Source organism: Lachnospira hominis (ex Liu et al. 2021), from assembly GCF_014287955.1.
GTDB classification, from domain to species: domain Bacteria; phylum Bacillota; class Clostridia; order Lachnospirales; family Lachnospiraceae; genus Lachnospira; species Lachnospira hominis.
Genome location: NZ_JACOPD010000007.1, coordinates 169,128 through 187,028, shown reverse-complemented (window position 1 = coordinate 187,028; position 17,901 = coordinate 169,128). Strand labels below are relative to the sequence as shown.

At 34.6% G+C, this 17,901-nt stretch carries 20 protein-coding genes and 1 pseudogene; 2 read left to right on the top strand and 19 right to left on the bottom strand.

The genetic code is table 11. The annotated features are described in order from the left end of the window. Positions 1-50: 50 nt before the first annotated feature. From H8S01_RS10890 to H8S01_RS10865, 6 genes and pseudogenes are all read right to left on the bottom strand, one after another. A complete protein-coding gene (locus tag H8S01_RS10890; protein WP_186837216.1) occupies positions 51-245 on the bottom strand; it encodes a hypothetical protein in 195 nt (64 codons plus the stop codon). Then, a pseudogene (locus H8S01_RS10885) lies at positions 242-718 on the bottom strand (PcfB family protein). Before H8S01_RS10885 ends, H8S01_RS10890 begins: the two are co-directional and overlap by 4 nt. A gap of 177 nt (positions 719-895) precedes the next feature. Next, the gene (locus tag H8S01_RS10880) at positions 896-1,897 is read right to left on the bottom strand and encodes a hypothetical protein (protein WP_186837215.1); all 1,002 of its coding nucleotides are present in this window, start codon (positions 1,895-1,897) and stop codon (positions 896-898) included. Positions 1,898-1,993: 96 nt separating this feature from the next. Next, positions 1,994-3,628, bottom strand: a complete 1,635-nt coding sequence (locus H8S01_RS10875) for a hypothetical protein (protein WP_186837214.1) — start codon at positions 3,626-3,628, stop codon at positions 1,994-1,996. A gap of 33 nt (positions 3,629-3,661) precedes the next feature. Then, on the bottom strand, positions 3,662-4,300 hold the full coding sequence (locus tag H8S01_RS10870; RefSeq protein WP_186837213.1) for a hypothetical protein: 639 nt from the start codon (positions 4,298-4,300) through the stop codon (positions 3,662-3,664). A 95-nt stretch (positions 4,301-4,395) separates the two neighbouring features. Further along, complete coding sequence (locus H8S01_RS10865) at positions 4,396-4,683, bottom strand: hypothetical protein (protein WP_330605595.1); 288 nt, start codon at positions 4,681-4,683, stop codon at positions 4,396-4,398. A 242-nt stretch (positions 4,684-4,925) separates the two neighbouring features. On the opposite strand from H8S01_RS10865, the gene H8S01_RS10860 reads away from it, so the two are divergent. After that, positions 4,926-5,132 (top strand): helix-turn-helix domain-containing protein, encoded by a 207-nt coding sequence (locus tag H8S01_RS10860; RefSeq protein WP_035779437.1) that lies wholly within the window; start codon positions 4,926-4,928, stop codon positions 5,130-5,132. Here H8S01_RS10860 and H8S01_RS10855 read toward each other — a convergent pair. From H8S01_RS10855 to H8S01_RS10810, 10 genes are all read right to left on the bottom strand, one after another. Beyond that, entirely contained in the window at positions 5,104-5,514 is a 411-nt protein-coding gene (locus H8S01_RS10855) for a DUF6050 family protein (RefSeq protein ID WP_243204351.1), read from the bottom strand. The two genes, H8S01_RS10860 and H8S01_RS10855, sit on opposite strands and share 29 nt — an antisense overlap. Positions 5,515-5,551: 37 nt before the next feature. Next, positions 5,552-6,046 carry a DUF6017 domain-containing protein gene (locus tag H8S01_RS14325; RefSeq protein WP_186837212.1) on the bottom strand — a complete coding sequence of 165 codons (495 nt, stop codon included), beginning with the start codon at positions 6,044-6,046 and terminating at the stop codon, positions 5,552-5,554. A gap of 354 nt (positions 6,047-6,400) precedes the next feature. Then, positions 6,401-6,718 carry a helix-turn-helix domain-containing protein gene (locus H8S01_RS10845; protein ID WP_186837211.1) on the bottom strand — a complete coding sequence of 106 codons (318 nt, stop codon included), beginning with the start codon at positions 6,716-6,718 and terminating at the stop codon, positions 6,401-6,403. Then, complete coding sequence (locus H8S01_RS10840) at positions 6,706-7,356, bottom strand: hypothetical protein (RefSeq protein ID WP_186837210.1); 651 nt, start codon at positions 7,354-7,356, stop codon at positions 6,706-6,708. The genes H8S01_RS10845 and H8S01_RS10840 overlap by 13 nt, the downstream gene beginning before the upstream one ends. A 185-nt stretch (positions 7,357-7,541) precedes the next feature. Continuing rightward, a complete protein-coding gene (locus H8S01_RS14125) occupies positions 7,542-7,679 on the bottom strand; it encodes a hypothetical protein (RefSeq protein WP_243204347.1) in 138 nt (45 codons plus the stop codon). A 38-nt stretch (positions 7,680-7,717) separates the two neighbouring features. Beyond that, positions 7,718-8,038, bottom strand: a complete 321-nt coding sequence (locus H8S01_RS10830; RefSeq protein WP_186837209.1) for a hypothetical protein — start codon at positions 8,036-8,038, stop codon at positions 7,718-7,720. Positions 8,039-8,139: 101 nt separating this feature from the next. Then, on the bottom strand, positions 8,140-9,501 hold the full coding sequence (locus tag H8S01_RS10825; protein WP_186837208.1) for an SIR2 family protein: 1,362 nt from the start codon (positions 9,499-9,501) through the stop codon (positions 8,140-8,142). 234 nt (positions 9,502-9,735) lie between these two features. Then, positions 9,736-10,488 (bottom strand): class I SAM-dependent methyltransferase, encoded by a 753-nt coding sequence (locus H8S01_RS10820; protein WP_186837207.1) that lies wholly within the window; start codon positions 10,486-10,488, stop codon positions 9,736-9,738. 390 nt (positions 10,489-10,878) lie between these two features. Next, positions 10,879-11,916 (bottom strand): pyridoxal phosphate-dependent aminotransferase, encoded by a 1,038-nt coding sequence (locus H8S01_RS10815; RefSeq protein WP_186837206.1) that lies wholly within the window; start codon positions 11,914-11,916, stop codon positions 10,879-10,881. Next, entirely contained in the window at positions 11,913-13,085 is a 1,173-nt protein-coding gene (locus H8S01_RS10810) for a MalY/PatB family protein (RefSeq protein ID WP_186837205.1), read from the bottom strand. The genes H8S01_RS10815 and H8S01_RS10810 overlap by 4 nt, the downstream gene beginning before the upstream one ends. A 360-nt stretch (positions 13,086-13,445) precedes the next feature. Here H8S01_RS10810 and pckA point away from each other — a divergent pair, with 360 nt between their 5' ends. After that, a complete protein-coding gene (gene pckA, locus H8S01_RS10805; RefSeq protein ID WP_186837204.1) occupies positions 13,446-15,050 on the top strand; it encodes a phosphoenolpyruvate carboxykinase (ATP) in 1,605 nt (534 codons plus the stop codon). A 154-nt stretch (positions 15,051-15,204) separates the two neighbouring features. On the opposite strand, the gene fliD is transcribed toward pckA, so the two are convergent. The 3 genes from fliD to H8S01_RS10790 form a co-directional block, all read right to left on the bottom strand. Next, positions 15,205-15,882, bottom strand: coding sequence for a flagellar filament capping protein FliD (fliD, locus tag H8S01_RS10800; RefSeq protein WP_186837203.1), 678 nt, complete (start codon positions 15,880-15,882; stop codon positions 15,205-15,207). Positions 15,883-16,041: 159 nt separating this feature from the next. Continuing rightward, the gene (locus H8S01_RS10795; protein WP_186837202.1) at positions 16,042-16,920 is read right to left on the bottom strand and encodes a carbohydrate ABC transporter permease; all 879 of its coding nucleotides are present in this window, start codon (positions 16,918-16,920) and stop codon (positions 16,042-16,044) included. A 15-nt stretch (positions 16,921-16,935) separates the two neighbouring features. After that, on the bottom strand, positions 16,936-17,874 hold the full coding sequence (locus H8S01_RS10790) for a carbohydrate ABC transporter permease (protein ID WP_021866210.1): 939 nt from the start codon (positions 17,872-17,874) through the stop codon (positions 16,936-16,938). Positions 17,875-17,901: the final 27 nt, after the last annotated feature.

Below are 17,901 nucleotides of genomic sequence, written 5' to 3'. Positions count from 1 at the left end.
ATGCACATGTAGTGCCCATATCAGGAAAATCATATAGGCTAAAAGATCATTTAAGACAAACAGACTAACTGTACATTTTTATATAATATTTTTTGTACATTCGGTCTTGACATTTTATACCCAGCAAAGATATAGGTGAGATTCAAAAGCACCAGCTTCTTGGTATCCATACCGCCTGCTTTTGCTTTCAGATTTTTCGGGATAGCTTTCAGATCCTTGGTTATGCCTTCAATGATGTTACTCAAAGGCTCTGCCCCCTGTCCTTATTCTTTTCCCGGCTCCGTTCTCTGTTCTTATTCTGTGATACTGCATCCCTAAAGCGTTTCAGTTTCTCCCTTACGGAAGTCCTGCCCTTTCATTTCTCATTACCATAAACAAATTCCTTGAATGCCTGTGCTACTGCATCGGCATCCCTGCCCTTGAAAAATACCACATATTTCGGCGGGTTCGTTGTCTTGTCTCTCTTGACGGCGAAATCAACATTATATTTACGAGCTACCCGCTCAAAGGATTTGATATTGCCATCCGTCACTTCGATAGACGAAACTCCCGTGCCTTCGCCAACCAGCTTTTTCACAGAAGTTTTACCATGCGTTTTCTGTGCTTTCTGCCTGCGGTGGTTCAGATACATCCACATTGCAGCCTTCAAGACGTTGGCATCCAGTTTAGCGGTCTTAATTACAAGAGCGATTGTTTTCTGCGTTACTTCCTCTTGCATAAGTACCTCCAATCTACATTTCCATGTGCGTATGCTCCGCTAAGGTGGAACATACAGCCGATGTAATAAATACCTCATAACTCTCCTTTCCGCTTCTGGACATCATGTCCAAAAGCAATAAAAAAAGGGCAGCTACAAATCTATCGACTTATAACTGCCCTGACGCTGTAATTCTAATCAACAAAAATGATTTATGAATTCCGCTTCACTTACAACCTTGGTTTTTATTCCGTAAACATCATAAAGAAACTGAGTCTTCTCACGAGTATGCCCATCCTCCGATACAAAATAGCAGGCTTCCGATGCATAGTATGCATGGTTACCATCTCTTACTATATTATCAAGGGTATTTTTATTTTTTTTCAATTTATCATGGAATTTAGGATGTAAATCTAATAGCCCATACCCATTGGTTAAAAGAAGTTCTAAACATACTTCTTTGTGATACATCGAAAACCAATTCTCAGCAATAGATTTCCATTTCTTTTGTAGTTCAAGAACATCATATGACATTGATTCCAAAAAAGGCTCCATATGTAACAATAAAAAATCTAAATAGTCTCGATCTTTCAGACTATTCTGTTGGTTCCTTGCATCTTCTTTGTTTATTTCAAATTGTTCCATATACGCCCTAAACTTTTTGTATTTATCGGCATTCACAAATATTTCATTATATAGTTTTTCAAGAAATTCACTCATAGAAAAAGGATTGTAAATTCCATTACTTCTCTCAAGCATTTCATATAATGGATGATCTTTATTTATTTTACTCATATCAACCCTAAATGAAGCTTCTGGGTTCAAAAAATATTGAAAATTAAATCCTCTTCTGTTTTTTTCTTCCTCTATTTCTTCATCGAAGAAATCCATTATTGGTTTTTTTATCATTACAAATTTATTTAATTCATCACATCTAACAAGGCAAAAAGAATCTGTTATACTCTCAAAAAAGCTAAAATCTGCTTTTACATCTTCTCTGTATTTCTCATCATAATGGTTTGCTCTGTCCTTAATATGACCATGGCTATACGGGAATTTATATTTTTTCCTCAAAAAATAGATTATTCTTTTCATTTCTTCATCCAATTCTTTTTTGTCATTTCTTGGATTAATCATGTTCTTAACTACATTCCAATCAAGATAAATATATTTATCTTGGCATAATTCATCAATTCTCATATTTATCATTACCCCCCCCATATCAGTTCTTTAAACTTTGTATTTCTCCAGCTTATATATATTTGACAATATACACTGAACTATTGCATTCAATCATTATTTCCAATATAAATCATCCTGTTCAACTAAAACAATTTCATCCCCCACACTTATTTCGTAGTAACTATCTGATACGGTAATATACTCTACTTTCGTTTGTAATCCGCTTATCTCCCCCCACATTGCTTCCAAATCAATTTGATTTTCCGACACATATTTATGAATAAAATACATTAGCATATACTCTGAAACCATATGTCTCTCACCAATATGCATTTGATTTCTTTTATCAACAGCTAAGTAATATATTTCTGGCATCGGTAACCCCTTTTTATAGTTCTTATCGTTGCTAAATAGAAAATCAATATTTTCTTGCTTTTGTAGGAACTTTTTATGCTTATCAATCTGCTTCGTGTATATTGAATTAAGTGTCTGAAATATATTCCTGTATATCTTATCTATTTCATCTTTATAATGCTTATCTATCCACTTTGCCTCAATTATTAATACCTTGTTATGAGTAAAATCATAAATCGCATAATCAATATCACTATCTAATTTATTTCCCATCTCATCCTTAAAGGAATATGGAACTGTTTTTGCCACTGCAACGTTCGTCACTCCTAATAGAGCCTTTTCTATTCTCCCCTCAGTTACTGTGGATATTGTCTTTTCTCGATTGGTTATAATAATTTTTTTCAAATAATGACCGTTGATAATGGTAAATTGCCAATCATTGACTAGTATCAATGACGGAATAGTTACCAAACTCTCCTCCACCTCAAATAATGGAAATTCTAACAAATTCATTTTTCCATCATTTATCAAATAATTTACAACATTGACTACCTTGTACTTTGGTAATCCACTAATTTTAACTATATCATCAATGCATGTTTTCTTATCAAAATACATAATGCATTCTTTTCCTATTTCAAAAATATCATCTTCCAAATCCATATCTATTCTGATTGCTATAGATTTCAACATTGCATGATAATAAAAGTAAGCAATAACCTTTGCTAAATAGTTAGGACCATCGAAAACATTACTTCTTACCCTTGCCTCCCACTTATTTAAGTCTTTTTCAATAATTCCAATGCAACAATTATATAGCTCTATGTCTGGATATTTACTCAATTCTTCATACTTTTTTTGTTCCAATACAATTTTATTCCAAAATTTGATATGTAAATCAAATGTTTGTTTTTGTTCTTTTTCTGCATTTTGTCTATCATCTTCCCCGTAAAAATAAAAGTCTTCTTCCCTATAATGATCAGACACTAAAGATGTTGTAAGTTTATAATTATGATTTCCTTCTTGCACTAAACGTGGCTTTGAAAACGGATTTATATCATTTATTTCTCTCGAAAATCTAAAATTCTGATATAGTGGAATCAATTCACTTTCATATGCTTTTAGATATTTCTTAAATCCAGGCGTATTGAACTTCTTAATAAAAATGCTTTTATCATTTTCTCTCGCCTTCGCATATACAAATGATGCCACACACCTTCTTAATAAGTTTGCATTATTTTCTGGTGCTTCGTTTATTGCCCCCAGTTCAACTGCTGCAAGCGGATATAGTAAATAATTATTCACATTATGAGAGTCCAACCATTCTTTCATTTTCAAGTTTGTATCATCATCTATAATTTCATGTAATCTGCCTAGTATCTCATATTCGTTCATCTACTACACCTCACATATTTTTACCAATCTCTACTATTCAATAAATATGGTTACAAACATAGCAAGTATTTTATCTTGACTAAATTGTATATCATCAAGTAACAATGCCTGAAACAAAACATTCTCCAACCTCACCATTCCATACTCCTTTTCCGTAAAGAATTCCATCTTCACATCCTGCATAGCAGCTTCTTTCCTCGCCACCAAACAATGCGTATACAATGCCATAATATACTTGTCCGACATCAGAAAGGCGTATGTTTCGTTCCCCTGATATGTATATCGGCACTTTTCCAGATTTTCTTGCGATATGTCAAAATAACATCTGACCGTTTCCAGATATACATTTCCATTATACTCCGGCTTTAGCTTTTTTGCACACCTTTTGATTGTTGCAAATATATTATTTCTTTCTATTGCTGTCCTAGTTCGCTTGAATATAGGCTTTTTCCCTCGAAGGTTCATATAAACATTATTTAGGATAGTCTTTCCGGCATACTGCCTGAAATCACCTATCCGCAACAAATACGATAACACCTCCAGCAATTTCTCTTTTGATGTTATCTCCTGATACGAATAATCTCCAACTTCAATATGATCCAGTTTCAAAGGGCAACTCCCCTTCGCTATCTCACGCTCCATTACCCTGTTAATATCTCTCATTAATTCCATCTATATATCTCTCCATCCCACTTCTAGACATTGTGTCCAAAAGAAAAAGCAGCTACAAGTATTTCACTCATAACTGCCCTGACGCTGTTTCCCTTTTATTCGATTCCTGCTACTCTTACAAACTCAGCTTTTTTATCGATGAGCTCCTTCTGTTTTTCTTTTGGTAGACACTCAAATATTTCACTGTATCCCATTTCTGCCATTGGTGTTCCTTTTGCCAGAAGAAAAAGCTGCGTGTCAAACCATTCCTCCCACAAGTTCTCAAACATGCTCCGGCTGTCCGTAAAGGTTATTGCATCTTCAAAACCCTGTGGCGGTCTATAATACTGTAATTTAACAAAACCGTATCTTCCCGCATCCACGACAAGTATATTCAACCTCATACAGCTCTGCAAAAGCATCTGCAACCTTTCTGCATTTTTCCCTTTCACTGTCTGTAATGTATATTTCTTTCACAATTAGCCATCCTCCTGTTTCAAAACCACACTACCTGCATCTATATCCTCAATCTCCAGAAATAAACCATTATTGTCTTTACCATTTACATACTTTATGGTGCTCACACGCACCATGTCATTATAAGTTCCCTGCCATTAAAATACAAGGTAGGAAAGGAGTTGCCTGTATGATTAAATATGATCCACTTTGGCAAACGCTTAAGGCTAAGAACATCAGTCAGTACCAGCTCATTAAAGATTACGGCATTGACAAAGCACAGCTTCAGCGACTCCGGCAAAATATGGTGGTAAAGACCATTATTCTGAACAGGCTATGTCAGATACTTGACTGCCGGATTGAAGATATTATGGAATATGTTCCAGATGACAAGTAGAGGTATTGTTTATGATTGATTGACAATGCCTTTTTTGTTGCTCTTTTTTCTTTTGCACCTTTGGACATTGTGTCCAGAAGTGTCCTGCTATTACTTTTATTATCTCCGTAAATATAACGATAATCCTCACAAGAACAATAATACCACCAATCAGACCTCCAACGATACAATTCAGTGCCAGTATTCCCATACTTCCTGCAATACCAAAATTCTTCGGCACAAGGAACATGCACATTTTTCTGGTACCATAGGGACATCCTACCAAAATCCAATAAAGGAAATAATCAAACCAATCTGCTTTATTACAAACCGGATAACAGGTAATCATCCACAGAACAAGAACGCATACCGGAATAATTATTTTAAACAATGCCTTTTTCATGCCAGCCACCTCCGTACATATCGTGCTGCACTTCCTGCTAATAATAATGGTTCATCGTTGAGGGTGCATTATAAAGAGCAGTAACCATATATGCCTTGATATTGGTTATTTTCGTATTTGTATCATGCATACAGCCAATCACATACTCCAGATGTCCACTGTTCAGCTTCAGGAATTTAGATTTTACAAACTCATAAGGATAATCCTCTCCTGCAATCCGGATTGTTGTACGCTTTACGCATACAACCTCACAGATAACCTCAAAAAGCTCCTCATACAAAGCCTTGTTCTGCCAGTCATCATACTTCATGTGATGCTCATATTCGACGTTATCCTTAATCAGTTCTATGTATGCATTTACATCATCCATCAAATCAATCCTTTTTTCTGACTCACTCTCATTACTAGATTGATTGATAGGATTGGTATAACTTATATCAGTATAACTCTGGTTGTTATAGTTAGTATTGTTATAATTAGGGACAAAATCGTTTACCTCTTGAGGTTCAGTTTCTTTACTTTCAGAAGTCAAATTTTTTTCCCTCTTGAGGTCAGATTCCTTTACCTCTTGAAGTTCAATTTTTTACTTCCAGAAGTTAAATTCTTTTGCTTCTTGAAGTTAAAATCTTTTACTTCTGTAGAAATATCAGAGTTTGAAGGCTCTTTTTCTTTTTTTCATCCGGAACGGAAGCTCACATAAATGATGTCCAGTTTGCCAAGACCTCTCCGTTTCTTCTCAATCAATCCGATGCCATTGTCAGAATCTAGCTCACGCATAATTTTTGTGCAAGTGGGTTTGGAACATCCATTTTACTCTATACCACATCATCTGCTCTAACCTTAATGTACCAGCCATGCTCAGCAGCTTACACCATCAAATCCAAACCTAATCATAAGATAAATATTTTTTACTTAGTCTGCAATACGCAAGCATTCTTTTTCTCATACTATAATAATGTTCATCGCGAGGCTCAATCTTAGGTCTGTTTCCACGCACTATCTCATCAACTGGCATCTGAAACAAATTACTCAATGCATATAAATTGTCAATCGACGGCACATTAGCACCGTTCATCCATCGGTATATGCTCTGCAGACATCCGAGTCCAAGATACTTTTTCACATCTTTTACAGTCAATCCCTGGTTTTGCATTATTCTTCTTATATTATTGCCGGTTTCAATATTATCAATTACAGGTACCATATCACATCTTCCTTTCCTAAATACTTTTTTCGCATTATTTTTATAAATACTATTATAAATATACTATAAGCAATAGTCAAGTATTTGTCATTGGACTTGTAATTCAATAACTTATATAGTTCATCCATAAAATGTCCCGTCCTTACCCTGAACTTTTTATCATTTTCCAACTCAGCTTCTGTCATTAATTTATCTCCCAATATGCCGTATTTTTCTGTAAATTCTTCAAATGCCTTGTCATACTCATCATAATATGGATTTATTCTTTTACATGTCTCTTCGTTAGATTCTCTCCATAAAAAAATCATATTATCCAATATCTTATCCCACTCATCATGGCATGTATCATTAACTAAAATCCCCTCTTCATTCGTATAATTTTCCCCAAGATATGATGGCGAACCATTTCTGTTATCCTTTAAATCCTGTAGCATATCAGGAATCAACCGTTGCAGATAACCATCCATATTCCAGACGTCACACTCCGCATAACCTCTGACTATACGCTGACAACTCCATTTTATACATCTTTTTAAATACTTTAATATTTCCTGCATTTTAAATTTTTTACCCAAAGCACACCGGCGAAATTCTTCTTTATCCCAGACATTATTTACATAATATTTTTTATTACTCATTTTACACCTCCAATCTAATTATCATTAATATATTTTTCAAATTTATGCACAATTGTTATTTTCCATAAATTTAATTTTAACGCAAAAATATCCCCGTCAACGACGAGGATATCTTCAATACTGGTATGTAACACTTTGCTTAGAATAAGAAAATTATCTATACTTGGAAGTGACCGCCCTGAAATTCATTTATATATGGCTTGAGGATTTTCAAATCCCATAAATTTCTGAATATCTTTCACGGTATATCCATTTTTCTTTAACAATTCCCTGATTCTTTCACCAGTTGCTTTTTGTTGAATAGATAAATAAACAGGCTGCATTTCTGTTCCTCCTTAATCTATCCCGAACTATTTTAATTTTAACATCCCACGGCTAAATTTTCCATAATTGTTTCATATATATTCTTGCAAAAATTCTGATACTCACTGTACCCAAGCAACAGCATTTTATTATTAAGTTCAAATAATGAATTCAGGAAACTTCCAACTTCATATTTTTTCACTTTGCAAAAAACAATGATAAAATCTGAATCCGACCTACATGCCTCTTTTTCATACTTGACACTCACATTGTTTTTTGCAAATAAATTATCTGCTACATAGTCTCTTGTATCAAAATAACAAAAATATTTATATTTTAATGAAAAATTTTTCAGCGGAATATAATTGCTGTATCCCATTTCCAAACCTCCATTTCTTTAACACATTACATATTTTATATTATGATATGTAATATGTCATTGAACCGGTGGTTTAAAGCAAACTTTTCTAATTATGTTTCTTATATATTTTTAAGCAAACTTTTTAAATTATATAAATGCCGGCTTGACTTAGCAAAAAGCCATAAAGCATCTATAACCTCCTCAGACAAATTGCTCTTTTCATTATCCCACCTCTGTCCTGCTGCAAAACTCTCACCAATTCTATAGCCTATAAAAGCAGCTACATCATTTAATGAATTTGCAAGCATTCCAAAAAATGAATTTGGCATATTTTTTATTGGTACATTTTTTAAAATATCAATTATTAACTCTAACTTCCAATCATATGCATAAAACGCTCCATTAGGTTTAGCCATTTCATCAAGTGCAAGCATTGCAGAATGTATAAATGTAAAAAAATAATTATATACATATCCAAATTCTTGCGGAAGTTCTGCAATAAAATTAATTTTATTATCCCTGACACCGTCTACATTTCCAATAAAATTATTTATTACATTTTCATCCTGATATTGATTAAAATACATTACATTTGAATTAACCAACGAAATATAATTTTCATATTCTACATTATAGTCTTTTGAAAACTCATAAAGTTCCAGAAAGAATTTGCTAATATCAGAAACCTCAAAAATTACAATCCCATTCTGTTCAACATATGGATCTTGTTTAGGATTATCTGTATAAAGCAGCTGAACAATAGGGAAGTCGTATTCTCCACTTGTATTTGTATAAACATTATTAGCCCAATCGACTGCTGTAATAACATTCAAATCTCCCAATGCATATCCAATCATAATAACAAGTGACTCTTTCATCAAAAATGGTAATCGTGCCTGTCTGTAATCATTAGGTCTAAACATATATGCATAATCTTCGTTTGTTATAACAATACTATCCGGTATATTACATACTCCATGAATGTGATAAATAGGAATCATATTTGAAATTTTGGTAAAACAACCATCTGGTGAAATAGATATACAATCACCGCCCAAAATATTTTCTAAAACTGTATCATAGTTAGTAGTGGTAATCCAGGATGCTGGAATATTTCTGAAGTATTTTTCATAATCCTCTTTGACACTCTCTTCTGGATAAACATTTGTTTTTTCACTAATTATGCACTTCATTTTTCTAACAGCTTCTTGATATGTAATATTATTTTCAATACTATATTCCTTACATATTTTTGTTGCAATTTCAGGATAAGAATTTTTATTTTTTAATATATTTTCATTAATTTTCATCTCTTCGCAACATATTTTTAATAATTCAGCCCATGTATACGCTTCATAATAGGTATTATTTTCCAGTATTGCTTTTGTAAAACCCGAGCCAACAAAAAAACCTAAATTTCCCAACCTTGACGCATTACAAATTGCTTTAAATACATCTTCTTTCGTCTTTATCTCTTTCATACGCTCTTCTCCTTAATAACTTTACATACATTTATACTCATCCCCCACATTTTCCCTCCTTTCCCATAAAATTCCTTTACCTATATATACCACCCACAACGCAAAAAAAATGTCGAATCCTGCGATTCGACATTTTTTTTACTAACTTTAAATCTTTACACACTTTCATTCTCGCTATAAAATTGGGAATTTCGTAATTCAAACAAACAAATTGAACATTAATAAGAGTAATTTTTATAACTTTCTAGCCTTAAAGCACACCGAAATAGGTATCATCTCTGCCTTTTTTGCCTTATCACTTGTGTCATTCATATCACTAACATTTTGCTCAATCATTTGCTCAATTACAAAGCCCGCTTTTGCAAGAGCATTAACATATGTTGAAATCATACGATTACACAAAATAACTTCACTATCATGCACAGGCATTTTATAATAAGATTCATCAAAGTAACTTGATTCAAATACCATTTTGCCATCGTCCAACATATTCTTTCCATTCTCTCGACAAAAGGCAACGCAATGATATAACGTGTGATTCCAGCTAAAAATAAATATCCCATCTTTTTTTAAACAGGAAGCAATTTTATTAAAAGTCCCTTGCAAATCGGTAGTCCAGCCAATACCATATATAGAGTACACATAATCAAAATAACATTGAGGGAGATTCATTTCTTCCATAGAACTACATATGAGATTTGCTGCATATCCACATTCATCAAGATACTTTTGGGCATTATCAAGTTGATTCTGAGAAATATCAATTCCCCATAACTCACCGGCGTTTCTTTCTGCATGATATTTTAAGGAATGACCGCTACCGCAACAGATTTCCAACATCTTCTTACCGGTTACATTTCCAAATAGCTTTAACTCATCTTCCGTTGGAAATTTCACACCATACTGCGGAAGAGCAGTTGTCCCAAACCATAAATCCGCATGATTATTCCAATATTTTTCATTATATGCAATTGCATCATTTCTCATAGGTATACCTCTCATATAAATTTATTTTTCCAATTATACTACTTTTTCCTTTACATTGCAACAATAAAACAGAGAGCATAACAACCGCCATACCCCTCACACATTTTCACACCTCTCACCACACAATCCCCTGATACTTCCGCTCAATCTCCATCGCTTTATTTATCGTCTCAGCAAAATTATCCGCCATGACAAATCTACCCACAACGCAAAAAAAATGTCCAATAGATTAAAATTCACACAAACAAACTCATTAAATTGGCAGGAACAAGTGCATTTGAGTATGTACATGCAAGTACAGGTTCATTGTAACCTCTCAAAATGAAAGATATTTTTTCAAAATAACAAAAAACGCTTTAGGTGACAGAGCACCAGCCAGCATAAATTCTCCTAATTAATATCAATATCAGCTAAAGCGTCTATCAATTTTACATTATCTTTATGTGATTTTATGGCAATTCTGTAATACCCGTCTGTGAGATTCTTATAATTGCTGCAGTCTCTTATAAGTATTCCTCTGTTTAAAAGTTCTTCTTTCAGACCTTTTTTGTGCATAAAAAATATATAATTTGCGTCACTCTCCCAGTACTTAATATTCATTCTTTGAAAATTAGTACAGATAAATTCTCTCTCTTTACTTATTAAACTTACTGTGTCTGCAGCAAATTTATCCTCATCAAGAGCAGCTATTCCTGCATTTTGTGCCAGAACAGAAACATTCCACGGCTGTCCGGCATCATACATTTTGCCAATAAGCTCTTTATCATATGTAATGCCATATCCAAGCCTGATGCCCGGTATTGCATACATTTTGGTAAATGCCTTCAGAACAAACAAACCTCTGTATCTTAATATACTTTTAACGTATGAAAGTTCATCTTCCTTCCCTGTAAAATCAAGAAAACATTCATCCAAAAAAATACGTACTCCGTTCCTGTCACATTCCTTTATAATTCTTTCAAGCAAACGGTCATTTATAAGTATCCCTGTAGGATTATTAGGATTACATAAAAAAATCATATCAGGTTTATACTCAAACATTTCCATAAAATCATCTTCTATTTCAAATGTGTTGTGATTTATCTGATAATATTCAACTTTTGCCCCGACACATTCAAGTGCGGCTTCATATTCTGCAAAACATGGAGCTGCAACAACCGCATTTTTCGGTTTTATGGCAAATACATATCTGTACAGCACATCAGAAGCTCCGTTTCCGCATATAATGAAACTACTGTCAACTCCATATCTTCTGCCAATCTTTTCTCTTAAATCATCGCAAAACATCTGCGGATAATTTTCACACATTTCAAGCGAATTAACAACCGCTTCACGCACGCTTTCCGGAATTCCCATAGGATTAATATTAGCTGAAAAATCTGTCACATTTTCATATTTATAAATATCTCCGCCATGTATGTTTTTCATGAACATTTCCATTCCTTAACAGATTTTTCAAGGCGTTTAAGTCCATCTTCAAGCATTTTTTGTGGACATGCAATATTAAATCTTAAAAATCCACCGTTGCTTCTGTAAGCAGAGCCGCTGCTTACATACAGCCCGCTGCGTTCACATATAAAGTCTTTTAATTCATCAGAATCACTTGCAATATCTGTGCAATCAAGCCACATAAGATATGTAGCATCTGACTCCACGGGCTTTATCTGCGGAATTCTTTCTTTTATAAATTTTTCTGCAAACTGCCTGTTTTCCCACAGATATTCTCTAAGGTCGTCAAGCCACTCTCCACCTTCACTATATGCCGCAGCCGCCGCATCAGCCGCAAAAACATTAGTCTCTGCCAAATGGTCTGTCTCAAGTCCTGTGATAACACGATGTCTGATATTTTCATCAGCCACGATAACTGCCGCTGTCTGGATTCCGGCAATATTAAATGTCTTTGTCGGTGCAACACATGTAATACAATTATCTCTGCACACATCTGATACAGATGCAAACGGGATATAGCTGATACCTGGTTTTGTTATATCACAATGAATCTCATCAGACACAACGAGCACATGATATTTTTTGCAAAGTTTTCCTATTTTATCTAAAATATCTCTATCCCATATATTTCCTGTAGGATTATGCGGATTACATAATATCATCATAGATGTCTGTGGATTTGCGAGTTTTTCTTCCAAATCCGCAAAATCTATGCTGTATTTTCCATCATTATATACGAGCCTGCTTTCAAGCACATTTCTTCCATTATCCAATATCGAATCAAAAAACATATTATAAACAGGTGTCATAACAACAACATTTTCTGCCGGTGTAGTCATTTTGCGGATAATGCTTGATATAGCCGGGATTACGCCGGTTGTAAATATAAGCCATTCCTTATTAATAGAAAAATTATATCTGTCTTTCCACCATTTCTGATATGCACAATACCACTCGTCCGGTATGTCAGTATATCCAAAAATCCCATTTTCTGCTCTTTTGATTATCGAATCAGTTACCGCCTGCGGTGTACGAAAATCCATATCCGCAATCCACATGGCAAGACCACCTTCTTTAACCCTGTCCCACTTTATTGAATGGGTACCTGTTCTGTCTGTAATCTCATCAAAAAATTTTCTGTTTTTCATACCCGACATTCCTTTCACATATTTATTTTCTAGCAAAACTGATTAATCATCAATTTTCTTAATATCAATAAGCTGCGTTACCATAAATGCATGCAGCTGCGTCTCAAAATCATGTAATAAAATCCATGCTATTTATTTTAATATTTCATCCTCTATTTTACAATAGCTTAACAGGGTAATTACTGCGATGTTTATTAAGATATATAAAATATAAAAAAGTTGTTAAATTTTTATCATTTTCGTCAAAAATTACACAAATTGTGTTGATTTTACAGGTCGATTATGTATAATATAAGAAGATAAAACCGCCTTTAAAGACGGTTATCGCACAATAAGTAAAGAAACGAGGTTAAATGTAAGATGGCAGAAATCGATTTAAGCAAGTATGGTATCACAGGTACAACTGAGATAGTTCATAACCCTTCTTATGAATTATTATTCGAGGAAGAGACATCTTCTAAGAACGAAGGTTATGAAGTTGGTAAGGAAAGCGAACTTGGTGCTGTTGATGTTATGACAGGTATCTACACAGGACGTTCTCCTAAAGATAAGTATATCGTAGTTGACGAAAACTCAAAGGACACTGTATGGTGGACAAGCGATGAGTACAAGAACGATAACCACCCAATGTCAGAAGATGTATGGGCAAAGGTTAAAGATATCGCTAAGAAAGAGCTTTGCAACAAGAGACTTTTCGTTGTTGATGCCTTCTGTGGTGCTAACAAAGACACAAGAATGGCAGTTCGTTTCATCGTTGAAGTTGCTTGGCAGGCACATTTCGTAACAAATATGTTCATCAAGCCAACAGAAGAAGAACTCAAGAACTTTGAGCCAGATTTCGTTGTATACAACGCTTCTAAGGCAAAAGTTGAAAATTATGCAGAGTTAGGTCTTAACTCAGAGACTTGCGTTGCATTCAATATTACAAGCCGCGAACAGGTTATTATCAATACATGGTACGGCGGTGAGATGAAGAAGGGTATGTTCTCTATGATGAACTACTATCTCCCATTAAAGGGTATCGCTTCAATGCACTGCTCAGCTAACACAGATTTAGATGGCAAGAACACAGCTATCTTCTTCGGTCTTTCAGGTACAGGTAAGACAACACTTTCTACAGATCCTAAGCGTCTCCTCATCGGTGATGATGAACACGGCTGGGATGATAACGGTGTATTCAACTTTGAAGGTGGATGCTATGCTAAGGTTATCAACCTTGATAAGGACTCTGAACCTGATATCTACAATGCAATCAAGCGTAACGCTCTTCTTGAGAATGTAACACTTGATGCTAATGGTAAGATTGATTTTGCTGATAAGAGCGTTACAGAAAACACTCGTGTATCTTATCCAATTAACCACATTAAGAATATTGTACGTCCTATTTCTTCAGCACCAGCTGCAAAGAATGTAATCTTCCTTTCAGCAGATGCTTTCGGCGTACTTCCTCCAGTATCTGTTCTTACACCAGAGCAGACACAGTACTACTTCCTTTCAGGTTTCACAGCTAAGCTTGCTGGTACAGAGCGTGGTATTACAGAACCTACTCCTACATTCTCAGCTTGCTTCGGTCAGGCTTTCCTTGAGCTTCACCCAACAAAGTATGCTGAAGAACTTGTTAAGAAGATGAAGATGAGCGGTGCTAAGGCTTACCTCGTTAACACAGGTTGGAACGGCACAGGCAAGAGAATCTCAATCAAGGATACTCGTGGTATCATCGATGCAATCCTTAACGGAGATATCCTCAATGCTCCTACAAAGAAGATTCCATTCTTCAACTTTGAAGTACCTACAGAACTTACAGGTGTTGCAACAGAGATTCTTGATCCTCGTGACACATATGCTGATGCTTCTGAATGGGAAGTAAAAGCTAAAGACTTAGCTGGCAGATTCATTAAGAACTTCGCTAAATACGAAGGAAATGAAGCTGGTAAAGCACTTGTTTCAGCAGGTCCACAGTTATAATTATAAACAATGAGTATATGGCTTCATGCCGATATGTCATGTGTTTTTAGATTACTTTAAAAGCACCGCTTCCGGGCAATCCGGAAGCGGTGCTTTTGTAAGCTTCTGCCTATGAAGAATATACTCTTTACAAGTTTCGTAAATTCAATAATTATCAACCAAGAAAATCATATTTTGAGCTGTTGAATGAAGACATAATATCTGCTGTAGAACTATATGTACTGCTCACACTCTGTAAATTAGCTTCAGCATTACTCTCAATCCTGTCTGTAACAAACGAAAGCTTTTTCATAAATTCAGAATCACTTCCAAATATTTTTTCAAGTGAATCAACGTCTGCCTTTTTAAGCTTATCAGAATCAACCTCAAGAGTTCCGTCACTGTTATAAGTTATTCCGACTTTTTCAAGTGATTCCTTAATACTCTTTGGAAGTCCCTTTAATGCTTTCTTATAGAATTCGTCAAGGCTTGAGGACGTTTTTGACATAACTTCAACAAGCGAATTATATTTATCTATAAGTTCCTGTGCTGCTGCTGTAACCTTTGAAGTATCTTTGCTTTCTCTTGCATCTTTAAATACTGTACTCTTTTCACCTGCAAGCTTATCAATAGCATTCTGCAAATCCTCTGATGATTTATCAGTATTTTCATATCCTGTTTTGGAAACTTTTGCTTTCAGCATCTGTGTCGCTGCTGATGTGCTGCCATTTATGCTGTTAAGCATCGAATCTGCTGAACTATCATTATTAATATAATCAAGCAATGTTGAATTATTAATTGGAAGTCCCGCTTTTCTTGCTGTCTCATTTAACATCTGTGTAGTAACTCTCATATTTCTCTCCTTTCCGCTTTATGTTGTATATTTTTTATCAAATGCACATATATATTTTATCGGTCATTTTTTTATATAAATAACCCCGGCAAAAGACTCTTTACAACTTTTACCGGGGTTTTATAAAGGAGGCCTTTGCCTATGAAAAGCAGTTTAAAATCAACCCTTTACACCACCAAGCGTAACACCTCTTACAATAAATTTTGAAAGACACAGATAAACTACAATAACCGGAAGAATTGCAAATCCAAGCATCATATAAACCTTACCCATATCAAACTTCAAAAAGTCAGCACTTCTAAGCTGTGCAATAAGTATTGGAAGTGTTTTTTTGCTATCCTTATTAAGAAGAAGCGAAGGAATAAAATAGTTATTCCATGAAGCAACGAAAGTGAATATCGCCTGTACTGCAATTGCCGGCTTCATAAGTGGAAGCACTATCTGATTAAATATTCTGAATTCATGTGCACCATCAATTCTTGCAGCTTCAACAAGTTCAATCGGAAGTACACTGTCCATATACTGCTTAATAAAGAAAAATACTACCGGTGAAGCTATTGAAGGAACAACAAGCGGTATGAATGAATTCATCAGATGCATATCACTCATCTGCTTGATAAATCCAAGTGCTGATACCTGTGTAGGCACCATCATTATAATCATAATAAATGTAAATGCCAGTTTCTTAAATCTGAAATTATAAGCATGTATTGCATACGCTGTAAGTGCCGAAAAATATACTGAAAGAATTGCTGTTCCACTGGCTACAAGAAGGCTGTTTGCCATGCCGCTTAATACCGGAAGCTGCTTATCTGTCAGAAGATTTTTCATGTTAACCAGAAATGATTTTCCCGGAATAAGTGAAAAACCTTTCTGTATATCCGGATGAGATCTTGTAGTATTTATAAGCAATACATAAAATGAAAACAGGCATAAAATTGATAACAGAATTAATACAATATAGCACAAAGTTCTTTGTATATATAATGCAATTTTATCGCTTTTATCCGCTTTTTTCTTATTTGTTTCTGTACTCATAATCTACGCCTCCCTTCACTTTTTTGCTTTCTTCGATGTTTTTGCACCCGTATCCACCATATCTTTTGTTACATATTTGAATACGAAAATACTAAGCACTGCTGTTATTATAAATAATATAACTGAAAGAGCACCAGCCATACCATAATTCTTACTATACAAATGCTTATTCAGATACATGATGGCAGTCATGCTTGTTCTGTCCGGATTACCATTACCATTAGTAAGAATCTGAGGAACATCAAACATCTGGATACCACCGATAAGTGAAGTTACAAGTGTATAAGCCATGATAGGTTTTATAATTGGAAGTGTAATCTTTCTGAATATCTGGAATGAACTCGCTCCATCAATTCTTGCCGCTTCCATAATTCCTGTATCGATTCCCATAATGCCTGCCATCAGGACAATTGTTGTATTACCGAACCACATGAGGAAATTCATAAGTGCGATAAGTCCTCTGGCTCCGGCGACCTCCGCCAGAAACCTGTATGTAGGAAGTCCCATTGAATTAAGAAGATTATTAATAGGTCCTACATCTGAGAATATTGTATAAAATAACATTGAAAATGCAGATGCCATAATCAGGTTCGGCATATATATAACTGTCTTGAAAAAACCTGAACATTTTAATCTTAATCTTAAATCCGTAAACCATGATGCAAGTAATAATGAGAAAAACATCTGTGGAATAAATCCCATCATCCATATAATAAATGTATTCTTTAAATACATTGGAAGTTCGCTGTTAAATAATATTTCTTTATAATTTTTAAATCCAACAAATGTAGGTCCTACCTGCATAAGACCAACTCTGTAATTTTCAAAAAAACTGTTATAGAAAGTGGAAAGCAACGGAATTAACTGAAAAATAATATATACCAAAAAGAATGGTATCAAAAAAATATATCCCCACTTTGCATAACTCACACATTTTGATTTTTTTCTTTTCATGCCGCCCTCCATTTCCAGCGACAGGAA

Bases quoted from the DNA above. Each gene is read 5' to 3' on its own strand.
- H8S01_RS10825 (WP_186837208.1), bottom strand. From the start codon at position 9,501: ATGAAAGAGATAAAGACGAAAGAAGATGTATTTAAAGCAATTTGTAAT.
- fliD (WP_186837203.1), bottom strand. From the start codon at position 15,882: ATGAGAGTTACTACACAGATGTTAAATGAGACAGCAAGAAAAGCGGGA.
- pckA (WP_186837204.1), top strand. From the start codon at position 13,446: ATGGCAGAAATCGATTTAAGCAAGTATGGTATCACAGGTACAACTGAG.
- H8S01_RS10880 (WP_186837215.1), bottom strand. From the start codon at position 1,897: ATGAGAATTGATGAATTATGCCAAGATAAATATATTTATCTTGATTGG.
- H8S01_RS10815 (WP_186837206.1), bottom strand. From the start codon at position 11,916: ATGAAAAACATACATGGCGGAGATATTTATAAATATGAAAATGTGACA.
- H8S01_RS10875 (WP_186837214.1), bottom strand. From the start codon at position 3,628: ATGAACGAATATGAGATACTAGGCAGATTACATGAAATTATAGATGAT.
- H8S01_RS10790 (WP_021866210.1), bottom strand. From the start codon at position 17,874: ATGAAAAGAAAAAAATCAAAATGTGTGAGTTATGCAAAGTGGGGATAT.
- H8S01_RS10870 (WP_186837213.1), bottom strand. From the start codon at position 4,300: ATGGAATTAATGAGAGATATTAACAGGGTAATGGAGCGTGAGATAGCG.
- H8S01_RS10810 (WP_186837205.1), bottom strand. From the start codon at position 13,085: ATGAAAAACAGAAAATTTTTTGATGAGATTACAGACAGAACAGGTACC.
- H8S01_RS10795 (WP_186837202.1), bottom strand. From the start codon at position 16,920: ATGAGTACAGAAACAAATAAGAAAAAAGCGGATAAAAGCGATAAAATT.
- H8S01_RS10855 (WP_243204351.1), bottom strand. From the start codon at position 5,514: ATGAAAAAGGCATTGTTTAAAATAATTATTCCGGTATGCGTTCTTGTT.
- H8S01_RS10820 (WP_186837207.1), bottom strand. From the start codon at position 10,488: ATGAGAAATGATGCAATTGCATATAATGAAAAATATTGGAATAATCAT.
- H8S01_RS14125 (WP_243204347.1), bottom strand. From the start codon at position 7,679: ATGCAGCCTGTTTATTTATCTATTCAACAAAAAGCAACTGGTGAAAGA.
- H8S01_RS10830 (WP_186837209.1), bottom strand. From the start codon at position 8,038: ATGGGATACAGCAATTATATTCCGCTGAAAAATTTTTCATTAAAATAT.
- H8S01_RS10840 (WP_186837210.1), bottom strand. From the start codon at position 7,356: ATGAGTAATAAAAAATATTATGTAAATAATGTCTGGGATAAAGAAGAA.
- H8S01_RS10860 (WP_035779437.1), top strand. From the start codon at position 4,926: ATGATTAAATATGATCCACTTTGGCAAACGCTTAAGGCTAAGAACATC.
- H8S01_RS10845 (WP_186837211.1), bottom strand. From the start codon at position 6,718: ATGGTACCTGTAATTGATAATATTGAAACCGGCAATAATATAAGAAGA.
- H8S01_RS10865 (WP_330605595.1), bottom strand. From the start codon at position 4,683: ATGAGGTTGAATATACTTGTCGTGGATGCGGGAAGATACGGTTTTGTT.